We start from the raw sequence: 20,742 nt of genomic DNA on the forward strand, positions 1-20,742 counted from the left end.
AAAATACGTTGATCTACGAATGAGAACGTTCTCAGAGAACGTTACCAGTGCTCTGAGATCATGGGAGGAAATGCATGCAAGAGCCGGTTTCCGGGCCTGCCGTGCCAGTTGGCACGGGGGAGGTGGCCCTGTCTGTCGAAGCGATCCGCAAGGCTTACGGCGCAACCGTCGCCGTCGAGAATGCGGCGATGACACTGATGGCCGGCGAAGTGCATGCGTTGCTCGGCGAAAACGGCGCCGGCAAGTCCACCCTCGTGAAAATTCTCAGCGGCGTCGTGCGTCCCGATGCCGGCGGCATGGTTCTCAAGGGTCAGGCTTATGCGCCGACATCCATCTCCGCCGCTCGCGCGGAAGGTGTCGCTACCGCTTTCCAGGAACTGAGCCTGCTGCCCAATCTGTCTGTTGCCGAGAACCTGCTTCTGCCCAAGCTGCCGAAGGGCGTTGCGGGCATGACGTCGGCCGCCGGCACCTGGCAGGCCGGCGCCGACATTCTGGCGCGTTACGGCCTCGACCATATCGATCCCGGTGCAACGCTGGAAAGCCTGCCGCTTGCCGACCGCCAGCGCATCGAAATCGTCCGCGCCTTCGTCAATGCCCGCCATGTTCTCGTCCTCGACGAACCGACGGCAGCACTTGCCGATACCAAATGGCTTTTCGACCATGTCCGCGCTGCAACGGCAAAGGGCATGGCCGTTCTCTATATCTCCCACCGGCTGAGCGAGGTTCGGGCATTGTGCAGCCGGGCGACCGTGCTGCGCAACGGCCGCTCCATCGCCACGGTGGAGCTTTCCGCCGCCACTGACGGCGATATTTTCGAGATGATGGTCGGCCGTCGTGGCCATGCGGCCCGCCGGGCGGCGGCGAATACGGCAGCGGCCTTGAACGCCCCAGTCGTCCTGTCCGTTTCCGGCATGGCCGGCGACACGCTGAAGGACGTCTCCTTCGAATTGCGCAAGGGCGAGATCCTTGGCATCGCCGCGCTCGAAGGGCAGGGGCAGCGCGAACTGTTCCGCACGCTGGCAGGCCTGCGCCAGCCGGCCTCGGGCATGATTTCGATCGACGGCGTGGCGCAGGCGTTGCGTGGCCCGAGCCACGCCCTGCGCGTCGGCGGCGGCATTGCCTACCTGCCGGAGGAGCGCAAGACGGAAGGCATCCTCTCCGGACTGTCGGCGGCCAGCAATATCGTGCTGCCGATCCTGCCCACGGTCAGCAAGGCCGGCCTCGTCTCCGGCCGCAACGAACGGGCAGCGAGCGAAGAGCACGCCCAGCGCGTCGAGATGAGCCAGCGGTATCTCTCCTTCCCCATCGGCGACCTGTCGGGCGGCAACCAGCAGAAGGCGCTGCTCGCCCGCGTCATGGCGACCGGCGCCCAGACCTTGCTGCTCTTCGACCCGACCCGCGGCGTCGATGTCGGCACCAAGCAATCGATCTATGCGGCGATCAGCAATTTTGCCGAACAGGGCGGTTCGGTGCTGTTCTATTCCTCCGAACTGCCGGAGATCGTCCAGCTCGCCCATCGCTGCATGGTGCTCTACGGCGGCCGGATTTTCAGCGAATTCACCGGCGAGGACATCGACGAACAGGCGCTGGTCGCCGCGCTGATCGGCCATGGCGGCGCTACCCGCCGGGCAAGCGCAGGAGTGCATTGATGGCCAGTCTCACCCATTCCACACCGCACCGCATGCGGCGCGCCCAGCCGATGAAGCTCCTGACCAGCGGCGCCGGCATCGTCTTCGTGCTCTACGTGCTGCTCTATGCCATCTATGCGATCCTGCAGCCGAGTGCCCTGTCGTCCAGCACCTTCACCAACCTCGTCAACAACTCCGTGCCGCTGGCCATCGCCGCCGCCGGTGAGACGTTGGTGGTGCTGTCGCGCGGTTTCGACCTGTCGGTCGCCGGCGTCATCTCGCTTACCAACGTGCTGATGGCGGTCTATCCGCAGGAAGGCCCTTTTGGCGCGGTGGTTTCACTGGCGATATGCCTCGCGGTCGGCGGCATCGTCGGTGCCGTCAACGGCTGGCTGGTGGCGATCCTGCGCCTGCAGGCGATTGCTGCAACGCTGGCGACGATGATCGTCTGCCAGGGGCTGGCGCTGGTCATCCTCGATGCGCCGGGCGGCATGGTGGCCGACTGGGTGAGCTACGAACTGACCGACCGCCTGTTCGGCGTGCTGCCGATCTCCGGCCTGTTCGTGCTGGCCGTCGTTTTCGCCTGGCTGGTCTTCAAGCGCACCAATCTCGGTCTCGGCCTCTATGCTGTCGGCGCCGATGAGCAGGCAGCCTCGCTTTCGGGCATTTCGGTCATCAAGGTGCGTTTCGCCGCCTTCGTCGGCGCCGGCATGATCTACGGCCTCGCCGGCTTCATGCTCAGCGCCCAGACGGCGACCGGCAATCCGAATTCCGGCACGCCCTTCCTGATGCTGGCCTTTGCGGCTGTGGCACTCGGCGGCACCTCGCTTTCGGGCGGCCGCGGCGGGCTGATCGGCTCGATCCTTGGTGCGGCGACGCTGATGCTTTTGCAGAAGGTGCTGTTTTCCGGCGGCGTCTCCTCTTTCTACACCGGTATTTTCCAGGGCGTCGTCCTGGTGCTCGCCATCGTCTTCGGCAGCGCCTTTGCCCGCCTGACAGGCCGGAGGACGGCCGCATGACTTCGCAGGTAGACGTGATGAGCAAATTCCAAGCAGAGCAGGATACACGCAAGGCACGCCGCATCGACCGGCATACGGTCAGCGCCATCGCGGTCTTCGTCCTGTGCATCGTGCTGATCCTTGCCTCGCGGCTGGTCAGCCCGTCGCTGGGTTCCTGGCAGCAGGTACTGACGGTGCTGACGCTGGCCTCCTTCCTGGTCGTGCTGTCCTTCGGGCAGGGGCTGGTGGTCCTCACCGGCGGCCTCGATCTGTCGCTGCCGGCCGTGATCACCCTCGGCGGCGTGCTCACCACAACCTGGATCGGCAACGGGCCGGGCGCCTGGTACATGCTGCCCTTCGTGCTGGCGATCTGCGGCGGCGTCGGTCTGGCCTCGGCCATCGGCATCGTCTGGCTGAAAGTTCCGCCGTTCATCATGACCATGGCAACCTCGATCATCGTCTCGTCGGCCGCCCTGGGGCTCACCAACGGCACGCCACGCGGCGCTTCGCCGGAGGTCCTGCTGCTTTTGATGAAGGGCTCGTGGCTCGGCATCCCGGCACCGGTCTTTTTCCTGGTGATCTTCGCCGTCGTCGGCTGGGTCGTGCAGAGCCGCACCGTCTTCGGCCGCTACCTCTATGCCCTCGGCACAAACAAGGATGCCGCACGGATCGCCGGCGTACCGATCACGCTGGTCTCGGTGCTGCCCTACGTGATCAGCGCCATCTGCGCCGGCTTCGTCGGCATGATGCTGGTGGGTTATGCCAACGGCGCGACGCTGCGCATGGGCGACAACTACATGCTGCCGTCGATTGCGGCTGTGGTCATCGGCGGCTCTTCGATCCTCGGCGGCAACGGCAACTTCGCCGGCACGGTCGGGGGCGCCATCCTGCTCACCACCGTTGGCACCGTCATTGCCGCCATCGGTCTGGAGCAGGGGCTTCGCACCATCATCGAAGGCGGGATCATTCTGGTCGCTCTCCTCCTGCTGCGCGAGGAACTGTTCGAGCGGCTTCGAGGCCTGTCCGGCAAACCGAAGACGGGTGGGTAAAGCAATTCCGGCAAAGCTGGACAGCGGTTTTGCGTCCGGAATTGCGTGACAAAAAAGGGCAGGGTCGTTCAGCGTTTCATGAGAGCGGAATGCCCTGGGGGAAGCGCAGATATATTTTTTGAGGAATAGTGAGAACGTTCTCACTGTGGGTCCAGAGAGACTTTTGAAGGAGGAGAAACTGATGAAGCGTTCAATGTTGATGCTCGCCACGGCCATGATGGCGGCGACGTTCGGTTCGGGTGTGGTCAGCCAGCCGGCCCACGCCCAGGACGGCAAGAAATTCAAGATCTACCTGAGCCTGAGCTACAGCGGCAATTCCTGGCAGTCGGAAGCCGCCAACATCGTCAAGGCACTGGCGGCAACGCCGCCCTACAACGACATGGTCGAACTCACGGAAGTGATTTCGGGCACCGATCCGCAGGCGCAGATCTCGGCTTACGAAAGCATGATCGAAGCCGGCGCAGACGGCATCGTCAGCTTCCCGATTTCCTCGACGGCGCTGAACCGCACCATCAAGCGCGGTTGCGAAGCCGGCGTGCTGTTCTTCATGTACGACGCAACGGTAACGCAGCCCTGCGCCTACAATGTCAGCTACATCACTTCGGGTTTTGGTGAAAACTCCGCCCAGGCACTGGTCAACGAACTCGGCGGCAAGGGCAAGATCTTCCTGTCGCGTGGCGTTCCCGGCAACTCGGTCGACAAGCGTCACACCGACGGTGCGTTGAGCGTTTTCAAGAAGTATCCGGGCATCGAGATCGCTGCCGAATACTATTCCTTCTGGGACGACCGCACGACGCAGCAGGAAACCGCCAAGGCGCTCGTCGCCCATCCTGATGTCGATGGCATCTGGGCACAGGCTGGCGAATACGGCGCCATCCAGGCGTTGCTCGACAAGGGCGGCAAGCTGGTGCCGATGACCGGCGAAAACTCCAACGGCTTCCGCCTGGCGCTTGCCGATCCGGCAATGCAGGAAAAGGGCCTGCGCGGCGTTTCCGCCGGCTCGCCGCCGGCCCAGTCGGGTTACGCCTTCAAGCTGATGATGGAAATCCTCACCAAGAAGCGTGAACTGGCCGCCACCAACATCGAATATCCGCTGCCGTGGGTTCCGGCCGACAAGGTCAAGATCTGCAAGGGCGAGAAGTTCGAGGACGGCTGCAACGCGTTTGCCGATGGCGTCGTGCCCTCGTCCTTCGTGACGGAAGTGCTCGATCCGGTACTGCTGCCGGAACTGTCCATCCAGTCCGCCCTGAACGGCACGCCGGTCGAAGGCGCGACGATCCAGGCCCTGCCGGCAGAGGTCAAGCTTGCTCCGAACGAGCCGGAAATCAATTGCCAGGGCTGCGAACCGCCGGCCGATCTCTATCACCTGACGAAGATCGAACCGACCGTCCAGCCTTAAGCTGCAAGACATGAAAAATCGGGGCAGCGCGCTGTGCGCTGCTCCTCCCCGAAAGGTCGAAAAGGTACGCAGACATGAGATTTTTGAAGAAGGGTCAGGATGCCGACGCCATTGCCGCCAATGATGCGGCGGTGAAGACGACGGTGGAAGGAATTCTGGCCGATATCGGCACACGCGGCGATGCGGCCGTTCGGGAACTATCGGCCAAATTCGACAAATACACGCCCAAGGCTTTCCGCCTGACGGAAGCCGAGATCGAGGCGGCGATCGCCAAGGTTTCCAAGCGCGATCTCGACGATATCCGTTTTGCCCAGGCCCAGGTCCGCAATTTCGCGGAAAAGCAGCGCGCCTGCATTCTCGACCTCGAGGTCGAAACGCTGCCCGGCGTTTTCCTCGGTCACAAGAACATCCCGGTCAACGCCGTGGGCTGCTATGTGCCCGGCGGCAAATATCCGATGGTCGCCTCGGCGCATATGAGCGTCGTCACCGCCAAGGTCGCCGGCGTCAAGCGGGTGATCGCCTGCGCGCCGCCGTTCCACGGCGAGCCGCATCCGGCCATCGTCGCCGCCATGCATCTCGGTGGCGCCGATGAGATCTACGTGCTGGGCGGCGTCCAGGCAGTGGGCGCCATGGCGCTCGGCACCGAAAGCATCGAAGCCGTCGACATGATCGTCGGTCCCGGCAACGCCTTCGTGGCGGAAGCCAAGCGCCAGCTCTACGGCCGCGTCGGCATCGACCTCTTCGCCGGCCCGACGGAAACGTTGGTCATCGCCGACGAGACGGTGGACGGCGAAATCTGCGCCACCGACCTGCTCGGCCAGGCCGAACACGGGCCGACCAGCCCTGCGGTGCTGCTCACCACCTCGGAAAAGCTTGCCCATGACACGCTGGCGGAGATCGAACGCCAGCTCGGCATCCTCTCCACCGCCGACATCGCCCGCAAGGCGTGGGACGATTACGGCCAGGTGATCGTCTGCGATAGCGACGAGGAAATGCTGGCGGTCGCCAACGATCTTGCTTACGAGCATGTGCAGGTAATGACCGCCGATCCGGACTACTTCCTCGCCAACATGAGCAACTACGGTGCCCTGTTCCTCGGCCCGCGCACCAACGTCGCTTACGGAGACAAGGTGATCGGCACAAATCACACCTTGCCGACAAAGAAGGCGGCCCGCTATACGGGTGGTCTGTGGGTGGGAAAATTCATCAAGACATGCACCTATCAGCGGGTTGTCACTGACGAGGCCAGCGCGCTCGTGGGCGAATATTGCTCACGCCTGTGCCAGCTCGAAGGTTTTGCCGGCCATGCCGAACAGGCGAACATTCGTGTTCGGCGGTACGGCGGCTCCAACTCGGCCTGATCGGTAAACCAGCGAGGAGCGCATGAAGGCCAAGACCCTGAATCGTCAAAGTAAGCCGCGCGTGACCGTCAAGGACCTGGCGCGCGATCTCGGGATGTCGGTTTCCACCGTCTCCCGGGCCTTCTATGCCGATGCCGTCATCGCTCCCGCCACCCGCGAGGCCGTGCTCGCCCGCGCCCAGGAGATCGGCTACAAGCCGAACCCCTTCGCGCAGAGCCTGATCACCAAGAAGACGCAGATCGTCGGCATGGTGGTTTCGGACATCAACAACCCCTTCTACCCGGAGGTGATGACCCGGTTGACGGAGGACCTGCAGGCGATCGGCATGAATGTTATGCTGGTGGCGGCAAGCGACTCCGCCAAGGTGGACGATGCCGTGCGGCTGCTCCTGTCCTACCAGCCGGACCTGGTGATCATCCTGGCAGCCTCGCTGTCGTCGGAAGCGATGCGGGAATGTCGGGCGGCCGGCAGCCCCTGCATCTTCTTCAACCGCCTGTCGCTCGATCCGGAATGTTTCGGCGTCAGCTGCGACAACCGCGAAGGGGGACGCCGGGCCGCCGACTTCCTGATCGACCGCAACCATCGCTCACTCGCCTACGTCTCGGCCTTTCCGGATGCCTCGACCAATGTCGAGCGCAAGCAGGGTTTCGTCGACCGGGCGAAAGAGCGGGGACTGGCGGAACCGGTTGTCATCGAGGCCGGCCGCTTCAGCTACGAGGCCGGCTACGCCGCCGCGGACGCCTTTGCCGGACTGCCCGCACGCCCGGACGGGGTGTTCTGCGCCAACGACATCCTGGCGATCGGCTTCATCGAGGGCGTGCGCGAAAAACTGGGGCTGGATGTGCCAAGACATCTCTCGGTGATCGGCTTCGACGATATTTCCATGGCCCATTGGCCATCGCACAGCCTCACCACCATCCGCCAGCCGGTGGACGAGATGCTGGCGACGACAGTAGAATTTGCCAGGGCGCTGGCTGCCAATCCGGAGGAGAAGCCGGTGGTGCGTCGCATCGTTCCAAGCGGCGTCATCGAACGCAACACCACACGCTGGCGCACGGAGGAGACGGAATGAGCGAGGCCCGAGCCCTTTTCGACCGATTGGTCACCGTGCACCGGCCGGATTGCGAGCTGCTGGCCTCGGCCGGCTCGTTTGCCGCGACACCGGCGATTGACCAGGGCACGCTTGCCCGCGACCTCGCCAGCGATGCCGCCGGATCTTATGCCGTTGCCGCCCGCGTCGTCTTCGAGGACCTGCGGCGTATCGTCGGCCAGCTTGCCGGGTTCCTGATCCTGGCGCGGCTGACCCGCCGCCGCGAACTGCTCGACCTGCCGGAAATGGAAGCGGCACGCCAACGCTGGCAAAAATGCGCCGCAGCACTTTCGGCTCTCAACGCGCCATCGCCGCTTGCCGAACATCGCCGACGGCTGGAGGCGGCGACGGTCTGCTGCGGCGACGTGCTGGCGCATATCGAAAAACTGGGCCGGCCGGACCGCACGGACGAGGCACTCGATCAGGCCGGAGACCGGATCAAGGAGGCCTACCGCGCCCTGCAGACCACGGCGAGCGAGAAAGCGGGGCTTGCCATGGTCGATTTTAGCCATGCCTGCTGCAGCTGCGGGCCGCAGCACTGATTTTTATCCAAGGGAGGAGAAATGAGCGATTATTCGATCTGGGTCTGCGAATACAGTTTCGTGGCCAACTACCACAAGAGCGGCGTACTCTACGGCGCGCATAACCAGGGCTACGTCAAGCTTCCCTATTGCTACGTCGTGATCAAGGGCAAAGACCACATTGCCATGGTCGATGTCGGCTACAACGACAAGGCCTACGGAAAACACCTCGGCGACAAGTTCGGCGTCGAGAACTGGCGCAGCCCCAAGGTCGTGCTCTCCGAAATCGGCGTGGCGCCGGAAGACGTCGATACGGTGTTCATCACCCACGCGCACTTCGACCATTTCGGCAATGTCGAGGATTTCCCGAAGGCGAAATTCTACATCCAGGAGCGCGAAATCGCCAAGTGGGTCTGGGCCATGTCGCTGCCGGATCGCATGCGGTGGATGATGGTCGCCGTCGATCCGGGCGATATCGTCCGCGGTGTCGATCTGGCCCGCGACCGCCGTCTGGTGACGGTGGACGGCTCGCTGACCGACGTTCTGCCCGGCATCGACCTGCATGCCGCTTTCGACAGCCACACCTACGGCTCGATGTGGGTGACGGTGCGCAACGACGGCAAGACGGAATCCGCCGATCCCTGGGTGCTCGCCGGCGACCTCGTCTATGTCTTCGAGAACATCAAGGGGCCGGGCAGCGCCGTCGATCTCGACGATATCTACGTGCCGGTCGGCCTTGCCGTCGGCAGCCAGACCAACCTGGTGCTGGCGACCGAAGAGATGATGAAGCAGGCCGGCCACGATGCCCACCGCGTCATCCCGATCCATGAAGAGCGCCTGCGGGACACCTTCCCGTCGCGCATCACCAAGGAAGGCCTGCGCATCACCGAGATTTGCCTCGCGGACGGCGAACCCTCCAAGGTTTCGGCATGAGCGGGGAGATCCGTAACATTGGCATCGTCGGAGCCGGCCTTGTCGGCTCCGGATGGTCGATCGTTTTCGCCCGCGCCGGCCTTGGCGTGACGATCTTCGATCCGAACGAGGCGATCCGCGCCAAGGTCAAGGGCCACATCGAAACCGGCCTCAAGGACCTGCAGACCGCCGGTCTCGTCGACGATCCCGCCGCCGTACTTGACCGCATCAGCGTCGTGGACAATCTGGCGGCTGCCGTGTCCGAAGCCGACTACGTGCAGGAATCGGTGTTCGAACGTGTCGATGTGAAGACCGAGGTGTCGCTGGCGATCGACAAGGTGATGGGGCCAAAAACCATCGTCGGCAGTTCCAGCTCCGGCATTCCGGCCTCGGCCTTCACCGAACAATGCGCCAACCGCGCACGCTTCATGGTGTCGCATCCCGTCAATCCGCCGCATCTGGTGCCGGTCGTCGAGATCGTGCCGGCGCCCTGGACCGATGCCGGCGCCGTGGGCGCTGTCGATGCGCTGATGACGCAGGTCGGGCAGGTGCCGGTTCTGGTGCGCCGCGAGATCGAGGGTTTCATCCTCAATCGCTTGCAGGGCGCCTTGCTCAACGAGGCGTGGGCCTTGTTCGAGGAGGGTTATGCCAGCGCTGCCGACATCGACAAGACGGTGTCTTATGGGCTTGGCCTGCGCTGGTCGTTCATGGGTCCGTTCGAAACCATCGACCTCAACGCCCCCGGCGGCGTCAAGGATTATGCCGAACGCCTCGGGCCGCTCTACCACGGCATCGCGCAGTCGCGCACCGCGCCGCGCCCATGGTCGCCGGAACTGATCGCGGATGTCACCGCCGAACGGCGCGCAGCATTGCCGGCCGAAGACCTCGCCGGCCGGAGGGATTGGCGGGACGCCTATCTCACCAGGCTTGCGGCCTTCCGCAAGGCACAGGATAAGGACAAATGATGCGGCTGGATGGCAAGACGGCCTTCGTCACCGGCGGTGCCGGCGGCCTCGGCAAGGCGATCTGCATCGCGCTGGCGAAAAGCGGTGCCCGCGTCGCGGTTGGATACAACACGGCGGCCAAGGCAGAGGCACTTGTCGCCGCCCTGCCAGGCGAGGGGCACCTGGCTGTGCATGCGCCGGTGACGGATACGCCGGCACTGGCATCGGCGGCCGAACGCCTGCAGGCGGAGTTCGGCGCGCTCGATATCCTCGTCAACTGCGCCGGCATCACCCGTTTCGTGGCGCACGGCGATCTCGATGCGCTGGATGACGCGTTGATCGACGACATCCTGTCCGTCAATGTCCGAGGCGTCATCGCCGTGACGCGGGCAATGTTGCCGCTTCTGCGTGAAGGCGGTGAGGGGCTTGTCGTCAACATCTCCTCGATTGCCGCAAACACGGCCATGGGCAGCAACATCGCCTATTGCGCCTCGAAAGCCGCCGTCGACAACCTGACGAAATCGCTCGGCCGGGCGCTGGCACCGCAGGTGCGCGTCGTCTCGGTGGCGCCGGGCCTGGTCGATACGGAATTCGTGCAGTCCCTCGACGTCTCCTGGCGCAACCAGCAGGCCGAGCGCACGCCGCTAAAGCGGCTGGCCGATCCCGACGAGGTGGCGCAGGCCGTTATCGCCGCCGCAACGACACTGACCTTCATGACCGGCGCCGTCATCCCCGTCGATGGCGGGCGGCCGCTCGGGTGATGCCGCGGCAGGTTCGACCAGCATAGTGGGAACAAGATCTGCCCGGACGCGGTTCAAGCCGGGCGGATCACCCTTCAGCTTCGGTCAATAGATGCGTCAACAGGCTCTCCCGGCCGAAACCACCAGACTTGGTGACCAGCGTCACGCCATCCCAACTGCCGCCAACGACGCGGCAGATCGGCACGCCTGTCGAAACCTCGCCAAAACATTCCAGGAATTTTGCGCCGACCGATTGCAGCACCTTCGAAAGCGTGTCGCCACCGACGACAATGAAGGCCGTATCCGCCGGATTGCCGATCCTGATCTCCGGCACCAGATCGCGTAGGCGTGCCGATGTCTCTGAGGCATCGGCGCTCGAAAGCGATGGCGCAATCAGGACCGGCCTTTGAGCGTTTCTATGCAATTCCGGACGCAAAACCGCGACGCACTTTTGCTGGAGTTGCTCCAGATCCTCACCCGGCCCGTCCCTTTCCGGCGCTGTCCGCCCGGATGTCACCGCATGGTCGATCTGCCCCAGGGTCACCGGATGGGTGGTACCGACGATCACCGCCCGGACCGGCGGCGTGGCCTGCAGCGACCGCCCGCCCGAAAGTGCCGCAGCCAGCCCGCCGGTGCCGACCCACAAGGTCCGATCCGGTGCCCCATGCTGTAGGGAAGCAATACGTTTCACCAGCGTCTCCTGCGTCTCCGCATCGACGACCGCGACCTGTTGATCGCCGGACGCCGCCATGACGCGCCCGTCCCCGTTGAAAGCCGGCACTGCCGCCGTCATTCCCCAAGCCGCAAAAGCGGCGCGAAAATCCGGCCCGACCTGCCGCCGCTCCGACCCGAGCAGATATTGCCTGCCCTCCACCGTCACGCGCCCCATATCCGGGAAGGCAGGAGCGAAAACGCAATGTTGGAAGCTGCCGGCACGAACGGCCGCGACCGTCTCGGCCACCGGATGGCCGCGCATGACGCTGTCGATCTTCTTGAACCACAACGTTTGGCTATCCCCTTCGAGCGCCAACCGCTGCAGCATCTCGGTCACGGCGCTCATCGCCCCGGCCTCATCGAGATCGCGGCTCTCCGTGCTGACCGCAATGCGCGGCCCCTCCGGCAACGGCTGCCATGGCAGGCCGATCAGCACCGGCTCCGCCTGCGTGGCAAAAGCGCAGCCGCTGTCCAGCGCGCCGGTCAGATCGTCGGCGATGAGGCGAAGGTTCGGCATGCGTGATCGGTCCTGACTACGAAGAAACGGCGACGAGTTCGACCGGTATCCCCAATGCGCGGATCACGGCCGCATGATCGGGATCGAGCCGGTCGTCGGTGATGATGAGATGCACGTCCTTCAGCGACCCGAAGCTGCAGAAAGCCCGGCTGAAGAACTTGCTGCTGTCGGCGAGAAGCACGACAAGGTCGGCACTCCGCAAAATGGTCTGCTTGATGTCGGCCAGTTCCGTCGAGGTGTCGGAGAGCAAATCCGCGGTCACCGCATGGGTGCCGATAAAGGCGATGTCGGCATGCAGACGCTCCAGCGTGCGCATGGCCGCAACGCCGAGCAGCGTTGTAGAGCCCGGACGCACGGTGCCGCCGGTCACCGTCGTCTGGATCGCGGCATTGTCGGAGAACAGGGTGCCGATATGCAGATCGTTGGTCATCGCCGTGAACGGAATGTTGCGCTCCCGCGCCGAACGCGCCGCTGCCGCCGTCGTCGTGCCGCTGTCGAAAATCACCGTTTGCCCCGGCTGGATCAGTGCCGCGGCGCGCTCTCCGATCGCCTTCTTCTCCGCACCGGCGATGGCGCGGGCGATATCCTTTTCCGGCTCGAAACCGCGCATCGCCGTCGCCTCGATCATGGCGCCGCCATGGGTGCGCTGCAGATGGCCGGTGTCGCAGAGATAATCGACATCGCGGCGAACGGTGGATAGCGATATGCCGATTTTCTCCGCCATGTCGCGCAGCGATGCCGATTGCTCGGCGCGGAGAAGCTCGATGATGCGCGCGCGACGCTGTGCCGGAAACAAGTTTCACCTCGAAATCGATTTTTACGAACGTTAGGCCAAATCGATTTACGTCACAAGACGCGTCATAAAATTCCACATAATTTCACATTATGCAGATTTCCTCTTTCAGATCGTGGCAAAATCGTTAGAAATCGACCCATGCAATCAGCGGATTGGAACGATCTGACATGAGAACGATAGCAATTACCCTTGGCGATCCCGCCGGCATCGGTCCGGAAATTGCACTGAAGGCCATTCAAGCCGTTACCGCACGCCCGGGTGCTTCCGAGACCCGCCTGCTGCTGATCGGCGATGCCGGAACCTTGGCCGCGACGGGCAGCAAGCTCGGCCTCGCCATGCCGCCCGTCATCGGCCCGGACGATCTCGAAGAAGCCCCGGCGGCGGCGATCCTGCCGACGCCTGCACCCGCCGGACCGATCGAGACCGGCCGCGTTTCCGCCGAAGGCGGCCGCCAGGCTTTCGAAGCCGTGCGCATGGCGGTGGAGCTTGCCCTGGCCGGCCGGATCGGCGCCATGGTGACGGCGCCGCTCAACAAGGAGGCCCTGCATCTCGGCGGCCATCACTACCCCGGCCACACCGAAATGCTGGCCGATCTCACCGGTGTCCGCGACAGCGTCATGATGCTGGCGCACCAGAATTTTCGCGTCAGCCACGTCACGACGCACTGCGCCCTTGAAGACGTGCCGAAGAAGGCGACGGCTACCCGCATCCGCCGTGTCGTCGATCTCACCCATGCCGCGCTCGTGGCTCTCGGCATCACCGATCCGCGCATCGCGATTGCGGCGCTGAATCCGCATGCGGGCGAAGGCGGCATCTTCGGCCGCCACGATATCGACATCACCGGCCCCGTTGTCGCAGACTATCAGGCGAGGGGATGGCGGATCCTCGGCCCGGTGCCGGGCGACACCGTTTTCGTCAAGCTGCGGGCCGGCCAATACGACGCTGTGATCGCCATGTATCACGATCAGGGGCACATTCCGGTGAAGCTGCTCGGCTTCGTCATCGACCCTGAGACCGGGACGTGGACCGAACTCAGCGGCGTCAACGTCACCCTCGGCCTGCCGATCATCCGCACCTCGGTCGATCACGGCACCGCCTTCGACATTGCCGGCAAGGGCGTGGCGCAACCGAGCAGCCTGATCGAGGCCATTGCTTATGCGCAATATGCGCTGACCCGGCCGGTATAACTGGCATTCGTCAGGAACTGGCGTTTTTGCCGTTGACCTTCCCGTTGCTGGAAGCTTTAGACCCGTCTCCAACTGAAATTGGAACGAGGAAAAAATCATGGCGACAGAGCTTCGTCAGAGCTTCCCGGTTGAAGGCATGACCTGCGCCTCCTGCGTCCGGCGGGTCGAAACGGCGATCCGCAAGGTGCCGGGCGTCAGCGCGGCCAACGTCAATCTCGCCAGCGAAACCGCCGAGGTCACCTTCGAAAAAACCGTCGATCCCGCGCCGGTCATCGAAGCGATCCACAAGGCCGGCTATGAGGTGCAGACGACCCTGCGCGAATTCGACATCGAGGGCATGACCTGCGCCTCCTGCGTCCAGCGCGTCGAAAAGGCGATCGCCGCTGTACCCGGCGTCATCGAGGCGAATGTCAACCTGGCGACCGAACGGGCGAGCGTGCGCGCCGTTGCCGGCGTGCCGAACAGCGCGATCGCATCGGCCGTACATACGGCCGGTTACGAGGCCCGGTCACCGCAGCTTTCCATCACCAAGGATGAACGCGCCGAGGCCCGCGAACACGAGTTGCGGCGGCTGAAGCGCGACCTGATCATTGCCGCCACGCTGACCCTGCCGGTCTTCGTGCTGGAGATGGGTGCGCATCTTTTCCCGGCCTTCCATCACTGGCTGGCGATGACAGTCGGGCAGCAGGCGGTGTTCGTCATCTGCTTCGTGCTGGCGACGATCGTGCAATTCGGCCCCGGCCTGCGGTTTTACGCCAAGGGCATTCCGGCACTCTTCCGGCTGGCGCCGGACATGAACTCCCTCGTCGTGCTCGGCACCGCTGCCGCCTGGGGATACTCCACCGTCGCGACCTTCCTGCCATCGCTGCTGCCGGCCGGCACCCAAAACGTCTATTTCGAATCCGCGGCGGTCATCGTGACGCTGATCCTCTTCGGCCGTTATCTCGAAGCCCGCGCCAAGGGCAGGACGAGCGAGGCGATCAAGCGGCTGATGGGCCTGCAGGCAAAATCCGCCCGCGTCGAGCGCGGCGGACAATTCGTCGACGTGCCGATGGACGCGGTGCATGAAGGCGATATCGTGCAGGTGCGGCCGGGCGAACGCATCCCCGTCGATGGCCTGGTGACAGAAGGCCAGTCCTTCGTCGACGAGTCGATGATATCCGGAGAGCCGGTGCCGGTCGCCAAGGCGGCCGGCAGCGAACTGGTCGGCGGCACCGTCAACAAGGCCGGCAGCCTGACCTACCGCGCCACCAAGGTGGGTGCCGACACCGTGCTCTCGCAGATCATCCGCATGGTGGAGATGGCGCAGGGCTCGAAACTGCCGATCCAGGCGCTGGTCGACCGGGTGACGGCGTGGTTCGTGCCGGCGGTGATGATAGCCGCCGTGCTTACCTTTCTGGTCTGGCTGGTCTTTGGTCCGGAGCCGGCGCTGAGCTTCGCGCTGGTCAACGCAGTCGCCGTCCTGATCATCGCCTGCCCTTGCGCCATGGGGCTTGCCACGCCGACCTCGATCATGGTCGGCACCGGCCGCGCTGCCGAACTGGGCATCCTGTTCCGCAACGGCGACGGCCTGCAGACCCTGCGCGACACGCAGGTGGTCGCCGTCGACAAGACCGGCACGCTGACTGCCGGACGGCCGGAACTGACGGATTTCGAGGTGACGGAGGGGTTCGAAAGGGCTGACGTGCTGGCGCTGGTCGCCGCCGTCGAGGCGCGGTCGGAGCATCCGGTCGCGGAAGCCATCGTTGCGGCTGCCCGTGAGGAAGGCATCTCGCCCACCGCGGCCAGCGATTTTGCCGCAGAAGCCGGCTATGGGGTTTCGGCCAAGGTGGACGGCAGGACGGTTGCCATCGGTGCCGACCGCTACATGGCAAAACTCGGTCTCGACGTTACCCCCTTCGCGGAAAAGGTCCGCGCCATGGGCGAGAAGGCACGCACGCCGCTGTACGCCGCGGTGGAGGGCAGACTTGCCGCCGTCATCGCCGTTGCCGACCCGATCAAGCCGACGACGCCCGAAGCGATCCGGGCGCTGCACGCCATGGGGCTGAAAGTGGCAATGATCACCGGCGACAACCGCCGCACCGCCGAAGCCATCGCCCGCGAACTGGGCATCGACGAGGTCGTGGCCGAGGTTTTGCCCGGCGGCAAGGTGGATGTGGTCAAGCGGCTCGGCGAGGGCGGGCGGACCGTCACCTTCGTCGGCGACGGCATCAACGATGCTCCGGCACTGGCCGAGGCCGCCGTCGGCATCGCCATCGGCACGGGCACCGACATCGCCATCGAAAGCGCCGACGTGGTGTTGATGTCGGGCGATCTCCTCGGCGTGTCGCGAGCCATCGCGCTGTCGAAGGCGACGATCCGTAACATTTCCGAAAACCTGTTCTGGGCCTTCGCCTACAATGTCATCCTGATCCCGGTGGCTGCCGGCGTGCTCTATCCGCTGACCGGCACGACGCTGTCGCCGATGCTGGCCGCCGGCGCCATGGCGCTGTCGAGCATCTTTGTGCTCGGCAATGCCATGCGGCTGAAGCGGTTCAGGGGGTGAAAGAGAAGGAAGATGCCGCCTGCGCCTCTTTCCCCTTCTCCCCCGCGGGGAGAAGGGGGCCCGAAGGGTCGGATGAGGGGGCCAAGTGGACAGGGTGTGCCGTGTGGCGCCCCCTCATCCCGCTGCCGCGACCTTCTCCCCGGTGGGGAGAAGGGAATATGTCGCAATGTTTCCGCACACTGAACGCCGCGTATGGCAAGTCCCCTCTCCCCGCCTGCGGGGAGAGGGTTAGGGTGAGGGGCAAAGCCACAAAAGCCGAGCCCCCAAAACCCTCACTCCACGTCGAACTTGACGCCCTGCGCCAGCGGCAGCGTCTTGCCGTAGTTGACGGTGTTGGTCGAGCGGCGCATGTAGCCCTTCCAGGCATCAGAACCGGATTCACGGCCGCCGCCGGTTTCCTTTTCACCACCGAAGGCGCCGCCGATTTCAGCACCGGAGGGACCGATGTTGACGTTGGCGATGCCGCAATCGGAGCCTCGGGCGGAAACGAAGGTTTCGGCTTCCTGCATGTTGTTGGTGAAGATCGACGACGACAGGCCCTGCGGCACGGCGTTGTTCAGTGCCAGGGCCTCGTTGAAATCGCTGTACTTGATGACATAGAGGATCGGCGCGAAGGTTTCGTGCTCGACCGGACCGGTCTGCGACGGCATTTCCACCAGTGCCGGACGCACGTAGAAGGCGTTTTCCGAACCGTTGTCGACGCGGTCGCCGCCGGTGATCGAACCCCCTGCAGCCTTGGCGCCATCAAGCGCCTTCTGCATGCCGGCGAAAGCGGCCTTGTCGATCAGCGGGCCGACGAGCGTGCCTGTTTCCAGCGGGTTGCCGACGGTCACGGAACCGTAAGCCTTCTGCAGGCGCGGCACCAGCTGGTCGTAGACGCTGTCATGCACGAAGAGGCGGCGCAGCGTCGTGCAGCGCTGGCCGGCCGTGCCCATGGCAGCGAAGGCGACGCCGCGCAGCGTCAGGTCGAGGTCCGCCGAAGGGCAGACGATGGCGGCATTGTTGCCGCCGAGTTCGAGGATCGAGCGGGCGAAACGCTGCGCCAGGCGCGGACCGACGGCACGGCCCATGGCGGTGGAGCCGGTGGCCGAAACCAGCGGCACCTTCGGGTGATCGACCAGCACTTCGCCGATGGCGCGGCCACCGATCAGCAGCGTCGAGAGGTTGTCCGGCGCCGTGCCCCCTTCGGCGACGAAACGCTTGACGGCGCGTTCGAACAGCGCCTGGGTGGCGAGCGCCGTCAGCGGCGTCTTTTCGGACGGCTTCCAGATGGTCGAGTTGCCGCAGACCAGCGCCAGCGCCGCGTTCCACGACCAGACGGCGACCGGGAAGTTGAAGGCGGAAATGATGCCGACGACGCCGAGCGGATGCCAGGTTTCCATCATGCGGTGCTCGGAACGCTCGGTGGCGATCGTCAGGCCGTAGAGCTGGCGCGACAGGCCGACGGCGAAATCGCAGATGTCGATCATTTCCTGCACTTCGCCGAGGCCTTCGGAGGTGATCTTGCCGACTTCGATGGAAACGAGGCGGCCGAGCGCGGCCTTGCCGGCGCGCAGTTCCTCGCCGAGCAGGCGGATCAGTTCGCCGCGCTTCGGCGCCGGCACCTGGCGCCATTCGAGGAAGGCCTTGTGGGCGGCTTCGATCTTTTCGGCGGTCGCCGCGGCGCTGTCTTCCGGCAGGCGGCCGATTTCGGCGCCAGAAATCGGCGAGGAGACCGGCAGCGTGCCGCCGGTGAAGCGCGCTTCGGAAACGCCGAGGTCGGTGAGGATCTTTTTGACGTCTGCGGCGAGATCAAGCTGTGCGAGGGTCATATTTGTCTTTCCAATAGTTCTTGTGGTCGTCACGACGCTGGTTGGAATGGCAGCTGGAACATCCGCTTTTCTCCTGGAAGCGAAAAGGCTCCAACCTTGTTTTTCGGAGTGCCAGCAAAGCCTTCGGCCTATGCTGGGCTTGCTTTAAAAACGTTCGCCGGCGAAATGCGCCACCTGCGCGCCGGCCTCATACCATGCTTCCTTGACGGTGCGGAAGCTCTGGTCTTTCGGATCGGTGACCGGCAACGGCAGGTCGGCCTCGGCGATGTCGCCGAGAATGTGGCGGGCGAGCGTCTGGCCGAAAACGGTGCCGGGCGCAATGCCCCGGCCGTTATAACCGGAAAAGCCGACGACGCGTTCGGCAAAACGATGGAACCGCGGCACGGCATCGACGGTCATGCCGATCTTGCCATACCATTCGGCCTCGAACTCGACATCGCCGAGCTGCGGAAAGAGGCGTTTCATCGCACGTTTCGCCCAGGCCTTGTGAACCGAAGCACCGGTGTTGCGCAAGGCGCCGACGCTGCCGAACACCAGGCGTCCGGCCTGGTCCATGCGGAACGAGGACAGGATTTCCTTGGTATCCCAGCAGCCTTCGCGGCCCGGCAGCACCGAACGCGACAGGTTGTCGCCGAGCGGCCTTGTGGCAAAGTTGAAATAGGGAAGGTGGATCTGTTCCGTGCGGACAGCCGAAAACGGGCCGGTCGAATAGGCGTCGGTGGCAACGATGATCCATTGCGCCGTCACCGATCCCTTGGCGGTTTTGACACGCCAGCCGTTACCGGTCTTTTCGTATCCTTCGACCGGGTTGCCGGTGTGGATACTTGCACCGGCGGCAAGGGCGGCATGGGCGAGGCCGCGCACATAGGCGAGCGGCTGCAGCGTTCCGGCACGGCGATCGAACAGGGCGCCGGAATAAGCGGTGGAGCCTATCCGCGCCGCGGTTTCTTCCGCCGAAAGCAGCTCGACGGGTGCACCGCGCGCCTTCCACTGGCGCTGCCGCTCTTCCAGTTCCTTCAATCCATCGGCGCCGACGGCGCAATGCAGGGTGCCGTTCGTTTCCAGCTCGCAGGCGATGGCATGTTTCTCGATCAGCTGGCGCACGACCAGCGGCGCGCCGCCCAGAAGCTCCAGGACCCGCTCGCCATAGGTGGGGCCGAGCACGCCCGGCAGGTCGTCAGGCATCACCCACATGCCGCCGTTGATCAATCCGACATTGCGACCCGCACCGCCGAAACCGACCTCCGTCGCCTCCAGCACCACCGCCTTGCGACCGGCCTCCGCCAGATGCAGCGCCGCCGAAAGCCCGGTAAAACCGCCACCGACGATGGCGACATCGGCCGTCACATCTCCGACAAGCGGCGACGTAACCGGGGCCGGCGGTGCGGTTCTTTCCCAGAGGCCGTGGGAGCGGGGGTCGTTCAGCATCGTTGTCTTCCCTGTCGCCAGATCGTCTGCGGATCTGCCCGAATGTACCTGATATGGCAGCCGAAATCTGCGATTGTCCGTCTTTACAGCCACGGCATGATGATGAATATCGACTTATTATCAAGAGTTCATTCTGAATGGGAATGACCTATGCTGCCGGCCCGCCGTTTCCTGCCCTCCCTCTCGCTGCTTGCGGCCTTCGAAGCCGCCGCCCGCACCGGCAGCGTCACCATCGCCGCCCGCGAACTGGACCTCACCCAAAGCGCGGTCAGCCGGCAGATCAAGGCGCTGGAAAAGCAGCTGGGCGTCGCCCTTTTCGTGCGCGAACGCCAGACCATCCGGCTGACACTGGCCGGCGACGCCTATGCGCGAGAAATCCGCGAGGCGTTGCGGCGCATTTCCAGCGCCTCGCTGAACCTGCGCGCCAACCCGGACGGCGGCGCCCTGACGCTAGCAATCCTGCCGACCTTTGGAACCCGTTGGCTGGCGCCGCGCCTCGGGCGGTTTCTGGAGGCCAATCCGGGCACGACGGTCAATCTCGTCACCCGGCTTTCGCCCTTCGATTTCCGTCTGGATTCGATCGACGCGGCCATTCATTTCGGCCATCCGCACTGGCCGGGCGCTGAGCTTGCCTTCCTGATGTCGGAGCGTGTCGTGCCGGCCTGCAGCCCGGCCTTTCGCGCCCGTCACCGGCTGGAACAGCCATCGGATTTTCTCTCCGTGCCGCTGCTGCACCTGACCAGCCGGCCGGATGCCTGGGAACGCTGGTTGATCGACCATGCGGTGCCGGAGCCGAGCGTCCACGGCATGCTGTTCGACCAGTTCGCCACTGCGGCGCAGGCGGCGGCCGCCGGTCTCGGGGTGGCGCTTTTGCCGAGCTTCCTGATCGAGGGAGAGCTGCGGCGCGGCGAACTGGTGGCAGCCGGCGCCGACATGCAGAGTGCCGGTGGCTATTATCTCGCCTGTCCCGCCGAACGGCTGACCTATCCGCCGCTCGCCGCCTTCCGGGAATGGATTCTTCGCGAGGCTGCGGCGACATAAGCGTGCTTGCATGCAGGGACTGCTTTCGCCCATATTGTTTTCGCCCGCTTGCATCTTTAAG

At 64.6% G+C, this 20,742-nt stretch carries 17 protein-coding genes; 13 read left to right on the top strand and 4 right to left on the bottom strand.

The window, feature by feature from the left end; all coding sequences use genetic code 11:
- Positions 1-74: 74 nt before the first annotated feature.
- The 10 genes from ACSQ3I_RS13930 (at position 75) to ACSQ3I_RS13975 (ending at position 10,663) form a co-directional block, all read left to right on the top strand.
- Positions 75-1,649 carry a sugar ABC transporter ATP-binding protein gene (locus ACSQ3I_RS13930; RefSeq protein ID WP_435999799.1) on the top strand — a complete coding sequence of 525 codons (1,575 nt, stop codon included), beginning with the start codon at positions 75-77 and terminating at the stop codon, positions 1,647-1,649.
- Positions 1,649-2,647 carry an ABC transporter permease gene (locus ACSQ3I_RS13935; protein ID WP_435999801.1) on the top strand — a complete coding sequence of 333 codons (999 nt, stop codon included), beginning with the start codon at positions 1,649-1,651 and terminating at the stop codon, positions 2,645-2,647. Before ACSQ3I_RS13930 ends, ACSQ3I_RS13935 begins: the two co-directional genes overlap by 1 nt.
- 17 nt (positions 2,648-2,664) lie before the next feature.
- Positions 2,665-3,675 carry an ABC transporter permease gene (locus ACSQ3I_RS13940; RefSeq protein WP_435999803.1) on the top strand — a complete coding sequence of 337 codons (1,011 nt, stop codon included), beginning with the start codon at positions 2,665-2,667 and terminating at the stop codon, positions 3,673-3,675.
- A gap of 181 nt (positions 3,676-3,856) precedes the next feature.
- Positions 3,857-5,074: a sugar ABC transporter substrate-binding protein gene (locus tag ACSQ3I_RS13945; protein WP_435999805.1), complete on the top strand. Its 1,218-nt coding sequence runs from the start codon at positions 3,857-3,859 to the stop codon at positions 5,072-5,074.
- Positions 5,075-5,148: 74 nt separating this feature from the next.
- Entirely contained in the window at positions 5,149-6,435 is a 1,287-nt protein-coding gene (gene hisD / locus ACSQ3I_RS13950; protein WP_435999806.1) for a histidinol dehydrogenase, read from the top strand.
- Between the two features lie 22 nt (positions 6,436-6,457).
- On the top strand, positions 6,458-7,507 hold the full coding sequence (locus ACSQ3I_RS13955; protein ID WP_435999808.1) for a LacI family DNA-binding transcriptional regulator: 1,050 nt from the start codon (positions 6,458-6,460) through the stop codon (positions 7,505-7,507).
- A complete protein-coding gene (locus ACSQ3I_RS13960) occupies positions 7,504-8,067 on the top strand; it encodes a hypothetical protein (protein ID WP_435999810.1) in 564 nt (187 codons plus the stop codon). Before ACSQ3I_RS13955 ends, ACSQ3I_RS13960 begins: the two co-directional genes overlap by 4 nt.
- Positions 8,068-8,088: 21 nt before the next feature.
- Positions 8,089-8,979: an N-acyl homoserine lactonase family protein gene (locus ACSQ3I_RS13965; RefSeq protein WP_435999811.1), complete on the top strand. Its 891-nt coding sequence runs from the start codon at positions 8,089-8,091 to the stop codon at positions 8,977-8,979.
- Positions 8,976-9,923, top strand: coding sequence for a 3-hydroxyacyl-CoA dehydrogenase (locus ACSQ3I_RS13970; protein WP_435999813.1), 948 nt, complete (start codon positions 8,976-8,978; stop codon positions 9,921-9,923). The genes ACSQ3I_RS13965 and ACSQ3I_RS13970 overlap by 4 nt, the downstream gene beginning before the upstream one ends.
- Positions 9,920-10,663, top strand: coding sequence for an SDR family NAD(P)-dependent oxidoreductase (locus ACSQ3I_RS13975; protein ID WP_435999815.1), 744 nt, complete (start codon positions 9,920-9,922; stop codon positions 10,661-10,663). The genes ACSQ3I_RS13970 and ACSQ3I_RS13975 overlap by 4 nt, the downstream gene beginning before the upstream one ends.
- A 67-nt stretch (positions 10,664-10,730) precedes the next feature.
- Here ACSQ3I_RS13975 and ACSQ3I_RS13980 read toward each other — a convergent pair whose 3' ends face one another.
- Entirely contained in the window at positions 10,731-11,873 is a 1,143-nt protein-coding gene (locus ACSQ3I_RS13980; RefSeq protein ID WP_435999816.1) for a four-carbon acid sugar kinase family protein, read from the bottom strand.
- A 16-nt stretch (positions 11,874-11,889) separates the two neighbouring features.
- On the bottom strand, positions 11,890-12,669 hold the full coding sequence (locus ACSQ3I_RS13985; protein WP_435999818.1) for a DeoR/GlpR family DNA-binding transcription regulator: 780 nt from the start codon (positions 12,667-12,669) through the stop codon (positions 11,890-11,892).
- Between the two features lie 167 nt (positions 12,670-12,836).
- Here ACSQ3I_RS13985 and pdxA point away from each other — a divergent pair, with 167 nt between their 5' ends.
- Positions 12,837-13,856, top strand: coding sequence for a 4-hydroxythreonine-4-phosphate dehydrogenase PdxA (gene pdxA / locus ACSQ3I_RS13990; RefSeq protein ID WP_435999820.1), 1,020 nt, complete (start codon positions 12,837-12,839; stop codon positions 13,854-13,856).
- Between the two features lie 97 nt (positions 13,857-13,953).
- Entirely contained in the window at positions 13,954-16,401 is a 2,448-nt protein-coding gene (locus ACSQ3I_RS13995; protein WP_435999822.1) for a heavy metal translocating P-type ATPase, read from the top strand.
- A gap of 272 nt (positions 16,402-16,673) precedes the next feature.
- On the opposite strand, the gene amaB is transcribed toward ACSQ3I_RS13995, so the two are convergent.
- Positions 16,674-18,212, bottom strand: coding sequence for an L-piperidine-6-carboxylate dehydrogenase (amaB, locus tag ACSQ3I_RS14000; protein WP_435999824.1), 1,539 nt, complete (start codon positions 18,210-18,212; stop codon positions 16,674-16,676).
- 144 nt (positions 18,213-18,356) lie between these two features.
- Positions 18,357-19,640 carry an NAD(P)/FAD-dependent oxidoreductase gene (locus ACSQ3I_RS14005; protein ID WP_435999826.1) on the bottom strand — a complete coding sequence of 428 codons (1,284 nt, stop codon included), beginning with the start codon at positions 19,638-19,640 and terminating at the stop codon, positions 18,357-18,359.
- A gap of 150 nt (positions 19,641-19,790) precedes the next feature.
- Between ACSQ3I_RS14005 and ACSQ3I_RS14010 the strand changes: the two genes are divergently transcribed.
- Positions 19,791-20,681 (top strand): LysR family transcriptional regulator, encoded by an 891-nt coding sequence (locus tag ACSQ3I_RS14010; protein ID WP_435999828.1) that lies wholly within the window; start codon positions 19,791-19,793, stop codon positions 20,679-20,681.
- Positions 20,682-20,742: the final 61 nt, after the last annotated feature.

Origin of the sequence: Rhizobium sp. LjRoot30 (assembly GCF_964253915.1) — a bacterium.
GTDB lineage: Bacteria > Pseudomonadota > Alphaproteobacteria > Rhizobiales > Rhizobiaceae > Metarhizobium.

Coding starts and splice junctions, on each gene's coding strand:
- ACSQ3I_RS13930 (WP_435999799.1), top strand. CDS start 75: ATGCAAGAGCCGGTTTCCGGGCCTGCCGTGCCAGTTGGCACGGGGGAG.
- ACSQ3I_RS13935 (WP_435999801.1), top strand. CDS start 1,649: ATGGCCAGTCTCACCCATTCCACACCGCACCGCATGCGGCGCGCCCAG.
- ACSQ3I_RS13940 (WP_435999803.1), top strand. CDS start 2,665: ATGAGCAAATTCCAAGCAGAGCAGGATACACGCAAGGCACGCCGCATC.
- ACSQ3I_RS13945 (WP_435999805.1), top strand. CDS start 3,857: ATGAAGCGTTCAATGTTGATGCTCGCCACGGCCATGATGGCGGCGACG.
- hisD (WP_435999806.1), top strand. CDS start 5,149: ATGAGATTTTTGAAGAAGGGTCAGGATGCCGACGCCATTGCCGCCAAT.
- ACSQ3I_RS13955 (WP_435999808.1), top strand. CDS start 6,458: ATGAAGGCCAAGACCCTGAATCGTCAAAGTAAGCCGCGCGTGACCGTC.
- ACSQ3I_RS13960 (WP_435999810.1), top strand. CDS start 7,504: ATGAGCGAGGCCCGAGCCCTTTTCGACCGATTGGTCACCGTGCACCGG.
- ACSQ3I_RS13965 (WP_435999811.1), top strand. CDS start 8,089: ATGAGCGATTATTCGATCTGGGTCTGCGAATACAGTTTCGTGGCCAAC.
- ACSQ3I_RS13970 (WP_435999813.1), top strand. CDS start 8,976: ATGAGCGGGGAGATCCGTAACATTGGCATCGTCGGAGCCGGCCTTGTC.
- ACSQ3I_RS13975 (WP_435999815.1), top strand. CDS start 9,920: ATGATGCGGCTGGATGGCAAGACGGCCTTCGTCACCGGCGGTGCCGGC.
- ACSQ3I_RS13980 (WP_435999816.1), bottom strand. CDS start 11,873: ATGCCGAACCTTCGCCTCATCGCCGACGATCTGACCGGCGCGCTGGAC.
- pdxA (WP_435999820.1), top strand. CDS start 12,837: ATGAGAACGATAGCAATTACCCTTGGCGATCCCGCCGGCATCGGTCCG.
- ACSQ3I_RS13995 (WP_435999822.1), top strand. CDS start 13,954: ATGGCGACAGAGCTTCGTCAGAGCTTCCCGGTTGAAGGCATGACCTGC.
- amaB (WP_435999824.1), bottom strand. CDS start 18,212: ATGACCCTCGCACAGCTTGATCTCGCCGCAGACGTCAAAAAGATCCTC.
- ACSQ3I_RS14005 (WP_435999826.1), bottom strand. CDS start 19,640: ATGCTGAACGACCCCCGCTCCCACGGCCTCTGGGAAAGAACCGCACCG.
- ACSQ3I_RS14010 (WP_435999828.1), top strand. CDS start 19,791: ATGCTGCCGGCCCGCCGTTTCCTGCCCTCCCTCTCGCTGCTTGCGGCC.